The organism is Acinetobacter chengduensis, assembly GCF_003664645.1.
GTDB lineage: Bacteria > Pseudomonadota > Gammaproteobacteria > Pseudomonadales > Moraxellaceae > Acinetobacter > Acinetobacter chengduensis.
Map to the genome: position 1 here is coordinate 291,258 of NZ_RCHC01000002.1, position 18,101 is coordinate 309,358.

General features: G+C 39.5%; 14 protein-coding genes. 7 read left to right on the forward strand and 7 right to left on the reverse strand.

Annotation, left to right across the window (positions count from 1 at the left end; translation table 11 throughout):
- The first annotated feature begins 296 nt into the window (after positions 1-296).
- Both gyrA and D9K81_RS02965 read left to right on the forward strand, forming a co-directional pair.
- Complete coding sequence (gene gyrA / locus D9K81_RS02960; RefSeq protein ID WP_120374477.1) at positions 297-3,275, forward strand: DNA gyrase subunit A; 2,979 nt, start codon at positions 297-299, stop codon at positions 3,273-3,275.
- A gap of 109 nt (positions 3,276-3,384) precedes the next feature.
- On the forward strand, positions 3,385-3,819 hold the full coding sequence (locus D9K81_RS02965) for a DUF3887 domain-containing protein (RefSeq protein ID WP_120374576.1): 435 nt from the start codon (positions 3,385-3,387) through the stop codon (positions 3,817-3,819).
- Positions 3,820-4,252: 433 nt separating this feature from the next.
- Here D9K81_RS02965 and gltP read toward each other — a convergent pair whose 3' ends face one another.
- The 5 genes from gltP to D9K81_RS02990 form a co-directional block, all read right to left on the reverse strand.
- Positions 4,253-5,548 carry a glutamate/aspartate:proton symporter GltP gene (gene gltP / locus D9K81_RS02970; protein ID WP_120374478.1) on the reverse strand — a complete coding sequence of 432 codons (1,296 nt, stop codon included), beginning with the start codon at positions 5,546-5,548 and terminating at the stop codon, positions 4,253-4,255.
- 250 nt (positions 5,549-5,798) lie between these two features.
- Entirely contained in the window at positions 5,799-6,893 is a 1,095-nt protein-coding gene (locus tag D9K81_RS02975; RefSeq protein WP_120374479.1) for an ABC transporter permease, read from the reverse strand.
- A complete protein-coding gene (locus D9K81_RS02980) occupies positions 6,890-8,020 on the reverse strand; it encodes an ABC transporter permease (RefSeq protein WP_120374480.1) in 1,131 nt (376 codons plus the stop codon). Before D9K81_RS02980 ends, D9K81_RS02975 begins: the two co-directional genes overlap by 4 nt.
- Positions 8,021-8,022: 2 nt before the next feature.
- Entirely contained in the window at positions 8,023-9,204 is a 1,182-nt protein-coding gene (locus D9K81_RS02985; protein ID WP_120374481.1) for an HlyD family secretion protein, read from the reverse strand.
- A gap of 18 nt (positions 9,205-9,222) precedes the next feature.
- Entirely contained in the window at positions 9,223-10,641 is a 1,419-nt protein-coding gene (locus D9K81_RS02990) for a TolC family protein (RefSeq protein ID WP_227601972.1), read from the reverse strand.
- A 550-nt stretch (positions 10,642-11,191) separates the two neighbouring features.
- Here D9K81_RS02990 and serC point away from each other — a divergent pair.
- On the forward strand, positions 11,192-12,271 hold the full coding sequence (serC, locus tag D9K81_RS02995) for a 3-phosphoserine/phosphohydroxythreonine transaminase (protein WP_120374482.1): 1,080 nt from the start codon (positions 11,192-11,194) through the stop codon (positions 12,269-12,271).
- A 667-nt stretch (positions 12,272-12,938) separates the two neighbouring features.
- Here the strand turns inward: serC and D9K81_RS03000 are convergent.
- Positions 12,939-13,868 carry a hypothetical protein gene (locus tag D9K81_RS03000; protein WP_120374483.1) on the reverse strand — a complete coding sequence of 310 codons (930 nt, stop codon included), beginning with the start codon at positions 13,866-13,868 and terminating at the stop codon, positions 12,939-12,941.
- 301 nt (positions 13,869-14,169) lie between these two features.
- Between D9K81_RS03000 and D9K81_RS03005 the strand changes: the two genes are divergently transcribed.
- A complete protein-coding gene (locus tag D9K81_RS03005; RefSeq protein WP_120374484.1) occupies positions 14,170-14,640 on the forward strand; it encodes a YaiI/YqxD family protein in 471 nt (156 codons plus the stop codon).
- Between the two features lie 4 nt (positions 14,641-14,644).
- Entirely contained in the window at positions 14,645-15,550 is a 906-nt protein-coding gene (locus tag D9K81_RS03010; protein WP_120374485.1) for a DMT family transporter, read from the forward strand.
- A gap of 5 nt (positions 15,551-15,555) precedes the next feature.
- On the opposite strand, the gene D9K81_RS03015 is transcribed toward D9K81_RS03010, so the two are convergent.
- On the reverse strand, positions 15,556-16,125 hold the full coding sequence (locus D9K81_RS03015; protein WP_120374486.1) for a PilZ domain-containing protein: 570 nt from the start codon (positions 16,123-16,125) through the stop codon (positions 15,556-15,558).
- Between the two features lie 27 nt (positions 16,126-16,152).
- Between D9K81_RS03015 and D9K81_RS03020 the strand changes: the two genes are divergently transcribed.
- Together D9K81_RS03020 and lolD are read left to right on the forward strand one after the other, a co-directional pair.
- Complete coding sequence (locus D9K81_RS03020) at positions 16,153-17,388, forward strand: lipoprotein-releasing ABC transporter permease subunit (protein WP_120374578.1); 1,236 nt, start codon at positions 16,153-16,155, stop codon at positions 17,386-17,388.
- On the forward strand, positions 17,381-18,064 hold the full coding sequence (gene lolD, locus D9K81_RS03025; protein WP_120374487.1) for a lipoprotein-releasing ABC transporter ATP-binding protein LolD: 684 nt from the start codon (positions 17,381-17,383) through the stop codon (positions 18,062-18,064). The genes D9K81_RS03020 and lolD overlap by 8 nt, the downstream gene beginning before the upstream one ends.
- Positions 18,065-18,101 lie beyond the last annotated feature (37 nt).

Genomic DNA, 18,101 nt, shown 5'->3' on the forward strand with positions numbered 1-18,101 from the left:
ACACTAAATGCGCAAGAAAGATTTTAAAAAAATGAGCATTTGAAGGGGTAATTGCAGAATAATGTAAGGCGTATGAAGTGCTTAAAATACAGCTGTTTAATAATTAGGAAAATGCGGAAAATATACACAAAAAATCATAGTTATAGATCGTAATCTTTGGCGCAAAAACGATGCTGTTTGTGCTATAATGGCCGACTGAATTTTTAATATTGGTTCAGTTTTTTTGAACCAAATTTTAGCTAATTTTACGATATATAAATGCGGGCAGAATTCTGCTTGTATAACAAGGAGTATGCATGAGCGTATCGGAAATTAGACCGATTGCCATTGAGGATGAGCTGAAAAGTTCATATCTTGATTATGCAATGAGCGTGATTGTATCTCGTGCATTGCCTGATGTGCGTGATGGTCTAAAACCAGTTCATCGTCGTGTGCTGTTTGCAATGCACGAATTGGGCAATGATTACAACAAAGCATACAAAAAGTCTGCCCGTGTTGTTGGTGACGTGATCGGTAAATATCACCCGCATGGTGATTTTGCTGTATACGAAACAATTGTTCGTATGGCACAAGACTTTAGTTTGCGCTACCAATTAGTCGATGGCCAAGGTAACTTTGGTTCTGTCGATGGTGACAGTGCCGCTGCAATGCGTTATACCGAAGTTCGTATGCGTAAATTAACGCATGAGCTTTTGGCAGATTTAGAAAAAGATACCGTTGAATGGGAAGATAACTACGACGGTTCTGAACGTATTCCTCAAGTGATGCCAACTCGCGTACCTAACCTATTAATTAATGGTGTAGCAGGTATTGCGGTAGGTATGGCGACCAATATGGCACCGCATAACATGACTGAAGTCGTGAATGCCTGCTTAGCTTATGCTAATGATCCACAAATCAGTATTGAAGGTTTGATGGAACATATCTCTGGTCCCGATTTCCCGACTGGCGGTATTATTTACGGTAAATCAGGCATTGTTGATGCCTACCGTATGGGTAAAGGCCGTTTGCATATTCGTGGCAAGTACCACATTGAAGAAGATGCAAAAACGGGTCGTAATACCATCGTATTTACAGAAATTCCATATCAAGTGAATAAAGCGAGAACGATCGAACGTATTGCTGAGCTCGTGAAAGAGAAAAAACTCGAAGGTATTTCTGAGCTTCGTGATGAGTCAGATAAAGATGGTATGCGTATTGCCATTGACTTAAAACGTGGTGAAAACGCTGAAGTTGTGGTGAATAATCTATTCCAAAACACACAGCTTGAGAACTCATTTAGCATCAACATGGTTTGCCTAGACAATGGTCAACCAAAGTTGATGAATCTCAAAGATATTATTGCTGCCTTCATTCGTCACCGCCAAGAAGTGGTGACACGTCGTACGATGTACGAATTACGCAAAGCGCGTGAACGTGGCCATATCTTAGAAGGTTTGACGGTTGCACTGGCAAACATTGATGCCATTATTGAAACCATTAAAACCTCTGCGAACCCAGCTGAAGCACGTGAGCGCTTGCAAGCAGGTGAATGGGCAGGTGGTGGTGTGGTTGCATTGCTTGAAAAAGCAGGTGCAGTCTCTGTACGTCCTGATGAGATTGAAGGCGAAGATTTAAGCCGTCCATTTGGTTTAACAGGTGATATTTATCGCTTATCTCCAACACAAGTGGGTGCGATTTTAGAGCTTCGTTTACATCGTTTAACAGGCCTAGAGCAAGATAAGTTACAAGCTGAATATACTGAAATTCTTTCTCAAATTGCTGAATATACTGCAATTTTGAATGATTTTAATTTATTGATGAATGTGATTAAAGAAGAACTTGCACTGATTTTACAGCAGTATGGCGATGCGCGTCGTACTGAGATTGTAGAGTCACGTATTGACTTCTCTCGTGAAGACTTGATCCCTGAAGAGCAAATGGTATTGACTGTTTCTCAATCAGGTTATGCAAAAACACAACCATTGTCTGATTATGCTGCACAGCGTCGCGGTGGTCGTGGTAAGTCTGCGACATCTATGAAAGAAGATGATTACATTCAACATCTGATTGTGACGTCTAGCCATGCAACGGTGCTATGTTTTACCAACGTTGGTAAAGTGTACCGTCTGCGTGTGTTTGAGGTGCCTCAAGCATCACGTGGTGCGAAAGGCCGTCCAATGGTGAATCTATTGCCATTAGATGAGAACGAAACAATTACAGCAATTTTACCTGTAATTGATGCACCGAAGAAATTCAAAGAACGTTTGGCTGAGTTCCGTGCCTTTGTGAAAACCAACAAAGCACATTTACAGCAAAATGAAATCATTGCAAATCACTATGATGCCTTAGAAGTAGCTTTTGCTGAACTTGCAGATGGTGATGATCTGTCTGATGCATTGCGTATTCAATTGAAAGAATTAGGTTTAGAACTTTCCACAACTGATTTAGACGATGAAATTGTTGCTGATTTTGCAAACTTTGCAGAAAACTTACGTAAAAACTTCTACGTATTTATGGCAACAGAATACGGCACCATTAAACGTGTAGAGTTAGAGCAATTTAGTAACGTACGTTCAAATGGTTTACGTGCCATTGAACTTGCTGGCGATGACCGCTTAATTGGGGTTGCCATTACAGATGGCGAACAGCAAATTATGTTGTTCTCGAACGAAGGTAAGGCAATTCGTTTTGCTGAAACTGATGTTCGCGCAATGGGTCGTTCTGCCAAAGGTGTACGTGGTATGCGTGTCACTATTGGTGCAGCACAAGCTGAAGAAGAACTCGAAAATGATGTAGATTCTGATGATGAAGATACAGATGTAAGCTTCTTGAGCCGAATTGTATCGCTTGTAGTTGTACCAGAAACTGGCGAAGTATTATGTGCTTCTGCAAATGGTTATGGTAAACGTACGCCAGTCGATGACTTCCCAACCAAGAAACGTGGCGGTAAAGGCGTAATTGCCATTAAAACGTCTGACCGTAATGGTGAGTTAGTGGGTGCTGTTGCGATTGATGCATCTAAAGAATTGATGCTGATTTCTGACGGTGGCACATTGGTTCGTACACGTGCCTCTGAAGTGGCACAAACAGGTCGTAATGCACAAGGTGTTCGCTTAATCCGTTTAGGTGAAAATGAAACTCTAGTGGGTGTTGAAGCCATTGAAGCTGTAGAAGAAGATGAAATTTTGGAAGAAATTTCAGCGATTGATGCAGAACAATTGGTAGATGACTCGACTATTATGGATCAAATTGAAACTGAATCAGACGATTTAAATGAGCCTGAAGAAGACTAATTCATCATTTTAAAAGAGGGCGCTACGGCGTCCTTTTTTATTTCTAAACTAAAATATATGGTCATAATGATGTATATACTACAGACCTAAAATGTGGAAAAGCGTGGATATGAAGGCAAAAATAGTTTTACTCGGTTGTGCAATGCTAATGTCGGGTTGTGGTCAAATTGGAAAAAATGCCATAGCTGATCCAAGTGTGGAACAAGCTCAAGTTGCCCAAGCTGTGTATGATCAATTGCGAGAAGGGAACCTTGAAAAACTATATCCTTACTTCGAGCCTGAACTGACAGCCAAGTTTATGCAAAATGAAAAAGAGCTACGCAAATTTGCTCGAAGTATTCCAAAGCAAGAATATACACGTAAAAATATTGTCTCTAAGCACTTTGAAACAGCTACTGGACAACCGTCTTTATACACTGTGACTTATGAATATGGTTATAGTAATAAAAATCTGGTGCAGTACGATGTGAGTTTTGATAAACCTGCTGGGAGTAGCAAAATTCGTAAATTGAATCTCTCCGTTTTTGGTGAATCGACTAAGTAATTAGAGTCGCTCTTACAGAATTGAATTTGAAAAAGGATGCCTAAGCATCCTTTTTTTTATATTAATTTTTTACACACATACGATCTTGCGTCGAAATATTAGGGGACTTAAAAGTTCATGGCAGGGTCAAGTTACATTATAGCTGAGCTAAACGTATCTAATTCTGTCTGTGGATTGAATCAAACATAATTGTCATTCATGAGTGTTTTTATGCTTAAGCCAAGAAGCCGATTCAAATAGCTTAAGAGCAGGATAGGATGATGTAATGCCTGCACGCTAAGGGGTGTTATGCCAATCCAGTCTACACAGCTTGCTAAATAGCGAGATAAGCTTTAATGGCTTAATGTGCATTAGCTACTATTATTTTAAATAAAATTACAGCCATAAAAAATGGACGCCTAAACGTCCATTTTTTCTTTGACATGAAAAAGTATTATTCGCGACTAGTCATTGTCTCGTGATAATTTTTTTGTTTTTCAGTGTCAAATTGACCTTCCCATTTACTAATAACCAGTACTGCAAGTGCGTTACCAATTACGTTTAATGCAGTACGTGCCATATCTAAAATACGGTCAATACCTGCAATAAATGCCAAGCCTTCTAAAGGAATACCCACGCTACCTAACGTTGCAAGAAGTACTACAAAAGACACACCAGGAACACCCGCGATACCTTTAGAGGTAATCATGAGGGTAAGTACTAGAATGATTTGTTGGCCAATTGAAAGATCGATACCGTATAGCTGTGCAATAAAGATAGCAGCAATACTTTGATACAGTGTTGAACCATCGAGGTTAAATGAATAACCAATTGGAATGACGAAGCTGGTAATCGGTTTTGGCGCACCGTAAGCTTCCATTTTTTCCATAATACGAGGCAATACTGTCTCAGAACTTGCTGTTGAATAGGCAAGAATGAGCTCGTCTTTTAAGATTTTAATAATGGTCCAAATACTGAAACCACAGATTTTGGCAACAATACCTAAAACCACAAAAGCAAAGAAGAAAATAGCACCGTAAACCAATAGCGCTAATTTTACTAAAGGTATTAATGAGCTAAAACCAAAGTTCGCAACAGTCGCGGCGATCAGACCGAATACACCCAGTGGTGCAAACTTCATAATCATGTGCGTTACTTTGAACATGGTTTCAGAAACAGCATTTAATACATTCAGTAAAGGCTGTTTTGTTTCTTGATCCAAAGCGCCCAAACCAATACCAAACATTACCGAGAAGAAAATAATCGGGAGCATTTGACCGCTAGTCAGTGCTGCGAAGAAGTTTGGTGGAATGAGTGATAATACAGTTTGTACTAAACCATGTGATTGTTCACTCACCGCATGGGTCGTTTCTTGGTATTTAGAAATGTCCACTTGGGTCAGGCTCGACATATCAATGCCTGCACCCGGTTGGAAAATATTAGCAGCGACTAAACCAACCAAAATTGCAATTGTGGTAATAATTTCAAAATATAGAATCGTTCTGAAGCCAAGCTTACCAAGGCTAGCTCCTTGCTTCGTGTTTGCAATACCCAAAATTAACATAGAAACCACAAGTGGAATCACAATCATTTTGATGAGGGTAATGAAAATTGAGCCCAATGGCGTTAAAACATTGTTAACTAAGGCATCACGATATTCAGGAGAATAGTGAAGGAATGAGCCTACAAGTATACCTAAAATCAGCGCGATAACGATTTGCCATGCAAGGCTCATCTTAATTTTTTTCATACTCAGCTCTGAAAAAAGTTAGCTATAAATAAAATCCGCAAAAGGTCTTCATACCCATTTTAAAAAAAAGAGTATTCGTGGCGAAAAAAAGCAGATTGGGAGAACTTTATTGTGAATTGATTGTGGAGATTCATCCAACAAAATTTAATCATTAGTATTCTATTTGGTTATATTTAGGTCGGTTTTAGTTGCTAATTCGATCCCATATATTTTTTTAATTTATAAAACAGATAAAAAATAAGAATAAATGCTATTTATCTCTCAGGCAGAGTCTAAAATAAGCAAGGGTGAATGAAATACACATAAAACAGGTTAAATAAATTAATTTAGGCACGACAAGGTGAGTTTCTACGCCCATTTGGTTGAGTTGAATAAACATTTGTATACCTTGGGTGGAAGGTAAGAGCATTGAGAAATCCTGCATCCAAGAAGGCATTGCTGCTAATGGCCACGCTGTACCAGTCAGTAAAAATAGCGGAATAGATGTAAATACAATTAGGTGTCCAGCACGTTCTGGCATGTCTAAAAACGAAGCTAACAGCATGCTTAACGAAATAATGCAGCCCACATAAATAGGGACAGCCACCAACATGCCCCAAAAGTTGCCGCCACGTGGGTAGTCATATAGCCAAAAGGTAAAACCAAATAGATAAAAACAGCCTAAGCAACCAATGCAGAGTACAGCAACAAAAATACCCATCAGCTCTTTGGGTTGGGCAGTCCAGCCTTGTTCACGGTAACCAGCAATTAGCATACATAAACCAAGTAATATGGTTTGATGGATAATTAAAGGCGCGACGGCAGGAAAGATATAGCTACCATAGCCAGATAAGGTATTAAACAAAGGAACTTGATGAACAGACAAAGCAGGGGAGAAATGTGAAATATTGCCAAATTTTTCTGTGTAATCTTTCAAGGCATTTTCAATTGAACTGGCTAAACCAAGGCCAATTTGTTTGGTCTTTAAAAAATTGGCAGCACTTAAATACAGTCCGATTCCACCTTCTTCGCCACGGCGTATACTTTGGCTTAGGTTTTCTGGCAATAATAAAATACCATCTGCTTGTTGATGTTGAACCATCTGCTCAGCATCTAAAAAGTTGGTAGTGATGGCTTTAATTTCTACATTTGGACTTTGTGCAACTTGGTCAATAATAGCCGAAGTCATAGGACTTTGCTCTTCATCAACAATCACAATAGGAATGGATTGAGCTTGCTGAGCTTGATACGCTGTTGGGTAGAAGAAGCTATAGAATACGACCGATAGGATAAGTGTCGTGAGTATGGATGAATTGGCAAAAATATCTTTAAAGGTTTTGCAGAAATAATACAGCAGGCTATTCATGATTTAAGCCCTCGTGCTTGTTTCTTCAAAAATAGATAGGCCAGTGCACCATACACCAGTGCATAAACCAATAATACGAATAGAGGCTGTACTGATGAGCTGAAGGGACTACCAATCACCCATTGTTCGGTTTGTAACTTGGCATAAGGTGTATAGGGAATAATATGCGCCCAGAACTTAGTAAATAGTGGCGCATTATTTAAAGGTAGAGTCACGCCAGCAAAGCTAAGAGATGAACCACCATAAACGGCAATAATGCCGAAAGTTTTGCTTAAATTACCCGTAGCTAATACCAAGGCACTGCTTAAAAAAGCATAAGCACTATAAAATAAAATTTGAGCAAGCAAAATTAACCACAAATGGCCAGCCACAAACCAGCCACGTATATCAATTAGCCAAAACATCCATAGCCAAGTCCACAAACTAAAAATGGCTACATAGGTTAAATTTTTAGAGATTAATGCATAAAAAAAACTTTGCGGTTTTAACCAATCTTGTGCGTGATTAAATTTAAATTCCTGTCCGACAGCAAAAGCCACGCAGCAACACAGCAGTAAATGTAAAATTGCAGGGATCATATAAGGTTCTAAATAGAACTCATAATTTAAGCCCGGATTGTAAAGCGCCGAAATTTTGACATTGGGAGTCGGGGCTTCCAAATATGGAATTTTTTGCTCTAAATAATTTTGGCCTGCAAAATTCGCAAGTGCTTGTAAGGTGCTGACCAGCATGGCAGAAGAAATAGTATTACCTATACTAAAGTAGCTTTGGTTAAACATAATACTAATTTGCGCATCTTTGGCTTGGACAAAACGTTGTTCTGCACCCGAAGGGATCAGTACATAGCCCCAAATATCATTTTGGTTCAATAAGCGTTCTATTTCATCTTGATCTTCACTGACCACTTGAATGTGTAGCGTTTCATTGAGTGCCAAATAGCGTTTAATGTTTTGACTCAAGGCACCCTTATCTTGATCTAAAATTGCAATGGGTAAATGAGATGGCTTACCTTGGGCGAACATACTGCTAAATAAAACAATGATAAAAAGTGGGGCAAGGGTGACCAAACATAAATCCCATTTGTGTTGTAATAAATAGCGACATTCACGGCTAATCCCTGCCCACATAGTTATGGTGCCTCTTTCACTTTAAATAAAACACTCATGCCAACTTTTAGCTCTGGTATGGCTTGCTCGGGCACCAAATGAACTTTAAAGCTACGAATGTCATAACCACCTGTTTGGCGCGTGGTTTTAATGGTGGCAAATTCTCCTTCGGCATCAATATGCTTAATTTTGAAGTTGGCTGTTTTATCTAGTGCAGGAATATAACCTTGTAAGCTTTGAGCTTGGTAAACCGAACGATATTGGTCTTCACGCACATTTAAGCTAATGGAAATGTCATCATCTAAAATAATACTGGCGACTGGCACACCAATTGCGATCAACTCAGAGGGTTTGGCATAGATTTTGGAAATAGTTCCATTCACAGGTGAGAGCAATTTGGTTTCAGCTTCAAGCGCATTCGCTTCGGCAACGGCTGCATTGGCAATGTCGACTTGAGCATCGGCAGTGGATTTTTGTTGCGGTGTACTACCACGCTGTGCACGCGCATATTGCTGGTATGCGGCTTCGGTCATTTGTGCAGATGATTTGGCAGCGGCCTGCATTTCATCACGACGTTGGCGTGAGATCACACCTTCTTGAAACAAATGAGCACCACGGGTATAGGTGGTATGTGCCAACTCTTGTTGTGCTTTGAGCGACTGCCAATTGGCATATAAACTGGCAATATTTTCTTCTTGTGAACCACGATCTGTAGTGGACTGTAAAGCTAAAGCAGATTGTAAGCTGGCAAGCGCTTGTTGTTTTTTAGCATCTACTTCTGGGCTATAAAGTCGGACCAATTCTTGGTTTTTATGCACTTTTTGCCCTTCATGCACATAAATTTCTTCAATTCGGCTCGGTACTTTAGTCGCAATATGAATGGTTTCTGCTTCGACTCGACCTTGTAGCTCAACTTCTTTGGGTTGATAGCTTTTCCAAAGTCCAAAGGCAATCAGTCCTAAAATACAAATCAGCACCACAATTGCAATGATCTTCATAGCTTTAGATGGAGGAGCCTTCTGAGTCTCAACTTGTGTATGCGTTGGGTTCTCAGCTGTCATAGTTGCAGGTGGAGCAACAGAGTTGCCACTTTGGGTTGAATCTGGGTGATCTGGCGTGTTGGTTGGTGTTGCATCACTGTTGCCATTCGTTTCAGCGGGTGGGAGATTGTCTATGCTCTCTTTTGAATTTGGATCTTGATTCATATTTTTACCCATGTGAATTTAACGAATGTAGTGCGTATTGGGCTGATTTATAAAGCTTTGAAACTGCTGTATCGAGCCGTGGCTTTGTAATAATGTTGCCAATGACATGACATATTTAAACGCATTCAAGGCAGTTTCAGCTTTTAGGCCATTGAGGGTGTTTTGTGCATCAATCACTTGGGTTGCGGTGCCCATATCTTCCTTAAATGATAATTGCTGTATACGTAGATTTTCTTGGGCAGCTTTTAGATTTTGCTTAAGAAGTGCATCACTTTGCTGTGCAGTTTGTACTTCGCTATATGCGCTAAAAATTGTATTTTCAATTTCTTGCTTGGTGCGTGCTGTTAATAGTTCAGATGCATAGCGTTGTAATTCGGCTGCCTGCACATTTTTGTTTTTATCAATGCCTGAAAAAAGGTTGTATTTGGCACCTACGCCCACAATCCAGTTTTGATTGCTATCTAAACTATATTCACCAAAGGCAAATACATTAGGCTTTTTGCTTGCTTGTTGAACTTTCACATTGGCATTCGCCAGCGCGGTGTCCATTTGCATTTTTTGAATGAGTGTGGATTGATTTGCAAAACTATCTAGCCATTGTTGTAGTGCAGGTTGTGGTTGCGCATTAATAAATAATGGTGTGCTTAAATCGTTAATTTGCGTATGGTGCAAAAGGTTATTTAGCTTAAATAAGCTGGCTTGGTACTGTGCTTGGCTATTATTGACGGAACGGGCCGCATTATTTTGCGCAACTTCAAATTGCATGCGCTGACCTTTACTAATAAAGCCTTGGTTTTCTAATTTAAGTGCATTCTGGTAGTGTAGTTGCATGGCACTCAGATTAGATTGACTGCTGGCCAATAATTGTTTTTGTAATTGAGCATTAAAGTAGGCTTGGATTAACTCAAAGCGCTGGGTATCTTGTTGTTGCTGAGTGGTTAATTCACTGCGCTGTGCTTTTATTTTGGCAACATCTTTAGCACTCTGAGTTAAGCCTCCAGTATATATAGGCATCATGACAGAGACAGTAGGCCGAATCACTTGATCATCCAAGACCACTTGTGATGCATCTGGAATCAAACCCACACCGTCATGAATCGGTTGCTTTAAGCTTTCTTTGAGCGGGTCTGCAATTGCACCTAAATTAAACTCATCAATTTTGTTATTTAAACCATTGGTAAGGGATTGTTCAAGGTTGTTTTTAACTGCCCCCAAAGGTACGTCAAGCTCATTATGAAATGCGTATGCACGGACGTTTAAATCCACGCGAGGTAAGCCAATTCCTTTAATCGCTTCGGCTTCTAACTGTGAGGCTTGCTGTAAGGCTATATTGGCTTGGTTGCTATAGGAGTTGTTGAGTAAATCAATTTCGGCTTGTTGAAAGCTAATACTTTGCGCTGTGCATAATGGACTGGCTAAAAAGGCACAAGCCAACATTGTACTTTTTGTTGCTCTATTCATTTTTATCATTTTATTGAGTAATAGATCTGCACTATTGAAATGTACGAAATATTTTAACATTCAATCGATTCTCCGTATTTCAACTGCAGTATAAAACAAAGAACAGCTTCATTTGCACCGCATGTACATCATTTTTTTTTAAGTCAGTTTCGTATGCTGATGCTATATTTATTTTGAGTATATGCTGAAAACTTAAATCACAACAGTGTGAAGCTTAAGGAAAAATTCTGTGCTCCTGAATGAGAGGGAATCTAAGTTGATGGCAATTTTAATATATTTAAAGTTGGGTAGGTGTTTGAGCAAGAGAGTAAATAAAATTAAATATGGCACAGATTTTTAATGATCTTGCCTTTATAGCTCTGGAAGTATAAATAGAAAAACTCACACAAAGATCAGCACCTTATTGAAGTTTTAGCTTTAAATGTCCGACAGCATTGAAATTTTTTCAACTTAATTTACTGCAAGCACAGGCTATCTGTGGTTAAATGCCATCATTTTATTGTGTTTCACTTTGAAAGGAAAAATCATGCGCGCGTACAACTTCTGTGCTGGTCCTGCTGCATTACCTACTGCCGTTTTAGAAAAAGCCCAAGCTGAGATGCTCGATTGGCAAGGCAAAGGTCTTTCGATCATGGAAATGAGCCACCGTAGTGCGGACTATGTTGCTGTTGCTGAAAAAGCAGAAGCAGACTTACGCAAGCTCATGAATATTCCAGAGAACTACAAAGTATTGTTCTTACAAGGTGGGGCATCACTGCAGTTTTCTGCAATTCCACTAAACCTATTGGGTAAAAACAGCAAAGCTGATTATATCCATACTGGTATTTGGTCTGAAAAAGCACTCAAAGAAGCTCAGCGCTATGGCGACATTAACGTTGTTGAAGCGGGTACAACTGTAGACGGTAAACTTGCAATTAAAGACCAAAGCGAATGGAATTTATCTGCAGATGCGGCTTATGTACATTATGCAGACAATGAAACGATTGGTGGTATCCAATTTGCTAGCATTCCAGAAACAGATAAACCGTTGGTTGCAGATTTATCTTCAAGTATTTTGTCTGCGCCAATTGATGTGTCGAAGTTTGGTCTAATTTACGCAGGTGCGCAAAAGAATATTGGTCCAGCGGGTTTAACCATTGTCATTGTTCGTGATGATTTATTGGATCAAGCAAAAGCTGAAATTCCAAGCATTTTGAAATATTCTGCTCAAGCTAAAAATGATTCTATGGTGAATACGCCTTCAACATATGCATGGTACTTGTCTGGTCTAGTATTTGAATGGTTACTTGCGCAAGGTGGTGTAGAGGCAATTCATAAAGCTAATCTTGCAAAAGCTGAATTGCTGTATAACTACATTGATTCAAGCGACTTTTATGCAAACCCAATTGCAAAACAAAACCGCTCAATTATGAATGTGCCATTTACTTTGGCTAAACCAGAGCTTGAAAAACAGTTCTTGAAAGAAGCTGAAGCAAATCATTTACTTAATTTAGCTGGTCACCGTTCAGTTGGTGGTATGCGTGCGAGCATCTACAATGCTGTACCGCTTGAAGGCGTACAAGCTTTAGTTGACTTTATGGATGATTTTGCAAAACGTAATGCATAATATCTGTAAAGAAAAAAGCCCATCAAATTGATGGGCTTTTTTGTATTTGCTTGGAATTCAAAGAATAAATGTATGCAAAATAAATGCGCACATCAGCATGCCTAATGCAAAAAATAGACATGACATTCCATCGATCTGGTATCGAGAATTCAGTTGGTGTTCGACGCTCTGAATATTTTCTTCTTGCACGATTTTCATAGATATTTATTTTCCGATCTATTTATCGTTAATTCCTATTTCTAGTTAGCATTTTTATCATAAAAATTTGATTAAATAAAGTACTAATCTCAATTAAATAACATAATGATTTTATTGTGCTTGAGCATGTAGAGTGATCTACGCGAAGCAAGATATTTTCAGTCTAATATGTATGTCTTAGAGCAATGTGTTGATTATATTTCTGTCGCTCGATGATTTATTGGTGAGTGTTTTTAACATTTTAAAATGTAAATAAGTGGATTTAAAAACAAAGTCTAAAAGCAGTCATTAACCCCAAATCTTGAGTAATGAATTGCATTTAAAGTCTATGTAAAACGCTTCATAATAAACGGGATGAATAATGAATTAGATTTCACATAAGAAATTGTTTTAATTTAAGATAAAAATCCCTGCATAAGGCAGGGATCATTAGATATTTATTTATTGCCGTTTAGGCTTGAGCCAAAAATTAAGCTTTAGCATAAATATTAGCTTGTAACCAAACATTCCCACGGATGAATTGCCCAATTTGAAAGTCTTTAAACTTCGCATCACGCGTAGCAATTCGCATTAGAGTCGCTGGCTGGTTTTCATCATGAATCAGCGTAACATCATAGAGCGTGTAGGTTTGTTCCATAAATTGCATTTCAGTTTTACCTACAATACTCCCTTGGAACCAAGCTTCATCTTCTTGGCCGAGTGTTTCGCCGTATAGGTAAGCCACCATTTTAGAGAAATTAACAGTTACAGGCGCTTTGTCATCTTCAGATTGAGGTTCCCAAGCATCAAGTAACTCTTGTAGGTTTTCTGGGGCAACACCATTATGCTGTGTCAAAATATCATTTAAGGCGCGGTGATGCTTAATTGAGGCAGGATCATCCACCACTAATTGCTCGTGTTCTGCAACCGCTTCTAATTGATAGGCCCATGCATTTAACTGCACTGCATAGCTTTGTGCCTTTTCATACTGTGCATAATTGACGCTATATAAGCTATCAAACGCATAGACTACGCTATTACCGCCAACATTGAGTTGTAACACTGCTTGTGTGTTGGTAGTACAACGGATAATACGCTCGACTTTAGCCGTGACTTTATACGGGCTGTCGAAGCATGGAAATGCAGTTTTAACCGCTTTGGGTTTATTATTTTCTACAGCAATCACTTGGGAAAGTTGGACGGATGCTTTGTTGGGACCTTGAATCAACCACGTGCTTGCATCCATATCGCATTCTGCCTTGCAAAGTCCCATAGGCATAATAGGCTGATCAAGCGCTTGGCCTAACCATTTTGGTACGTCTGAGGCAGGTTGATCTGTCAGCAGAGACCAATGTTCAATATGACTACCGAAGTTATGGTCTTCAATGGTGATAATTTCTGGTCTATTTTGATTTTTCATATTCACAATTGATGCTGGGTTGTTATCTATATATTTAATCGAGGGTTATTTTGAATTTTCAAGTCAAGGGATGAAAAATCACGCTCAAATCATGCAATTTTTTTTAATTTTCCCAAAAAATATGAATTAGGTACAAGAAGATTAGCAATATCTACCATTTTTCGCATTCTGTTATTCATTTTATATATGTAAATATGCATCTTGATTTGAAATCTATGTGCTAAATGGAAGGATCATAACATGGTGTTGTCATGCTTATTTGCTACACTAGCTACTTGTATTTTGCGTTGGAAGAGTTTTGGTGTTGCCATTTAAACTTTGGGTAGATGCGGATGCATTACCTCGAATTCTGAGAGATGTGATTCTTCGCGCATCTGACCGCTATCAACTCGAAGTCACTTTTGTTGCCAATCAAAATGTTGGAATTCGCCCATCAATTCGAATTAATTCTATTCAAGTGATGCATGGGGCAGATGCTGCCGATCAGGAAATTGTTGATCGAATGCAGCCTAATGATATTGTGGTCACACAAGATATTCCATTAGCAGCACAAGTGATCGAAAAGGGCGGTATCGCAATTCATCCACGTGGTGAAATTTATACTTCAGCCAATGTGAAGGCGCGTCTGCATTTGCGGGATTTTATGGATACCTTACGTGGTGCTGGAGTACAAACAGGAGGCCCACCACCAATTTCTGAGCGAGACAAACGTGAGTTTTCCAGTAGTTTAGATCAAACTATTATGAAACAAAAACGTAAAACCTCGGTATAAGCAGATGCCTTCTAAACTCAATTTAATGTCTACTTATATACTGTTGATTATCATTTGGGCCACGACACCTTTGGCGATTGTCTGGAGTGTGGCTGATATCAACCTGTATTGGGCATTGGCACTTCGTTTTTTCTTGGCTTTGCCATTGGCAGGCATTTTATTGCTCTTAATGCGTCAAGCACTACCTTATGACGTACAGTCTATACATAGTTATATTGCTGGTTCATGCAGTTTTATTGGTTCGCAAATATTTACCTACATTGCAACGGGTTATCTTAGTTCGGGCATTATTGCTTTAATGTTTGGTTTAGCACCTATTATTACAGGGCTAATAGGCCATTTCGTCTTTCGGATACATTTACATCGTTTGCAATGGCTGGGGATGTGTATAGCGGTGGCTGGGCTAGGCATCATTTGTATGGGAGGCAGTGGTCAGCATGTACAGCTTACGGGCATTTTACTCATGCTGATGAGCGTGCTGATTTATTGTGCGTCCATATTTTGGGTAAAAAAGGTCAATGCGCCCTTAGCACCTATGGCACAAGCAACGGGCTCTATTTTAGTTTCTGCCTTGGTTGCATTGTGTATGGTGCCGTTTATTTGGGCTGATTTACCAAGCAACCTACCTTCGACTAAATCCATATTAGCTTTGCTCTATGCTGTGATTATGGCTTCGCTGATTGCGATGTTTTGCTATTTTAAATTGGTGCAAAATATTAAAGCGACCACACTGTCTTTAACGACAGTCATGACCCCAATGCTGGCAATAGTAGTGGGTGCAGTATTCAATAATGAAAAATTAACATTGATGGTGTTATGCGGTGCAGGGGTATTGATTTTAGGGTTATGTGTTTATTTTTATAAAGATTTTAGGGCGAGTCGAATGCTCACCCGTAACCTGAAAAGCTAAAATATTTAGCTTTTACTTTGTGTCATTTCTACACATTCAGCAATTTTGACACGGTCTTGCGGGTGTAAGGTAATAAAGTATGCACCCGTGCGGTATTTTCCATTTTCTTCTTGGCGACTATAGACCACATGTGCTGTAGCTGCAATGTGAAAGAAGTTTTCAGGATGACTGAGTGTCATATGTAAATATGTACCTTCACTGATTGGGCTATCGCTAAAAAAGCTTAAACCTGTTTCTGAAAAGTTCACATGCTCAGGCACTGGTAACATGCTTTGTACAATTGCATCGTACAAAGAGCCCGTAATCAGGTTTAACTTTTGGTTGAATAAGGATAATATTCGAGAAATTTGTTGATCTTTTTCAGCTAATTGTTCTAATTCGTAGTTGAGCGCATGATCAAATTGATCTAGCTCTGCAAGTAGTAGAAAATAGCGTGGCAAGATAAAATTAGGATCGTAAGGATCATTTAGCGCAACATCATCAGAAATAATCTGATAGTTGATTCGCAAGGCAGCATCGATACGAGACATTACGCGACGTTCCGTTGAACCGCTTTGATGCTGTACATTTTCCATAATTAAATTACCTCGGACTAGATGGTTATGTTTAAACCGATCTCGCTATATATTGGGTTGAGGTACACTCGCGCACGGCGCAGTAACCACTTCATTTCTTTTATTGCTTTGGTTTCTATGATCGGCCTCACGTTAGGTGTGGCTGTGCTCATTACGGTCCTTTCCGTAATGAATGGGTTTGACCGTGAGTTGAAAAACCGTGTTTTAGGAATGATACCTCAAGCCACTGTTTCATCAACACAAATTTTAACAAATTGGCCCGATCTTGCAAAGAAAATTGAGCATCATTCCCATGTACAAGGTGTCGCACCTTTTACGCAGTTGCAAGGAATGTTAACAGCACAAGGCCAAGTTGCTGGCATTATGGTCAATGGTATTGAACCAAAGTATGAGAAAAAAGTCTCAATTATCCAAGATCACATGATCGCTGGTAGCTTAGATAATCTTAAGCAAGGTGAGTTTGGTATTGTCCTTGGCAAGCAAATGACTGACGCTTTAGGTCTAGGCTTAAACGACAGTATTACTTTGGTACTGCCTGAAGCAACACCTTCACCAGCTGGGGTTGTACCGCGCTTTAAACGCTTTAAAGTGGTGGGTATTTTTAGTATTGGGGCCGAAGTTGATTCGATGATGGGCTATATTGCCTTAAATGACGCCTCTACTTTATTGCGTTTACCAGATGGTGCACAAGGTATTCGAATGAAGTTGGACGACATTTTTATGGCGCCACAAGTTTCACAAGAAATTGTGCGTGAGTTGCCAGCAAACTTCTATGCATCGGATTGGACGTATACCCACGGGAATTTGTTTAGTGCGATCCAAATGGAAAAAGCAATGGTGAGCTTATTACTGTTCCTTATTGTTTTGGTCGCAGCGTTTAACATTGTCTCTTCATTGGTAATGGTTGTTACAGATAAAAAATCTGATATTGCGATTTTACGGACTTTAGGTGCTTCACCACGCACTATTACACGAATCTTTATGGTTCAAGGCACTATTATTGGGGTAATTGGTACGGTGTCTGGCGCAATTTTAGGCATAATTGCAGCCTCTGGAATTAGTGGTTTTGTTGGTTGGTTAAATACGGCATTAGGCTTACACATGTTTGATGCGTATTTTATTAACTATTTACCCTCATATTTAAGATGGCAAGATGTAGGTCTGATCGTGGTGTTGTCATTATTGTTGAGCTTCTTAGCGACGATTTACCCTGCAATGCGTGCAGCTAAAATTCAACCTGCGGAGGCATTGCGTTATGAGTAATGTGGTTTTAGATGCCAAAAACATTAGTAAGTCATTTACCGATGGTAAAACAACTGTTGATGTGATCCGTAACTTGTCGCTTCAGGTTAAAACAGGCGAGTTTATTTCGATTGTTGGTTCGAGTGGCTCAGGTAAAAGTACATTGCTCCATGTTTTGGGTGGCTTAGATCGCCCAACTATGGGGGAAGTGTTTGTACAGGGGCGTCGTTTTGACAATCTAGGTGAAGCTGAGCGCGGTTATATCCGTAATGAACACTTAGGTTTTGTGTACCAGTTTCATCATCTATTGCCTGAATTTAGCGCGCTAGAAAATGTAGCGATGCCATTGATGCTGCGAAAAGGTACCAATTTTAAAGAAGTAAACCAACAAGCAGAATATTTGCTTGAGCGTGTCGGTTTGTCACATCGTTTAACACATAAACCAGGTGAATTGTCGGGTGGTGAGCGTCAGCGTGTGGCTTTAGCTCGTGCTTTAGTAACCAAACCCAAACTCATGATGGCCGATGAGCCGACGGGTAACCTTGACCGTAAAACGGCGGTGAAAATTTTTGAGTTACTGTCCGAATTACGTCAGGAATTTAATATGGCCATGCTGATTGTGACGCATGACGAGCAATTGGCTAAATCTGCAGATGCTGTTTTACACATGCAAGATGGTGTTTGGGTCGATCAATAAGCATTATTTAAGTGCGTAGTCTGTAAACATATTATTG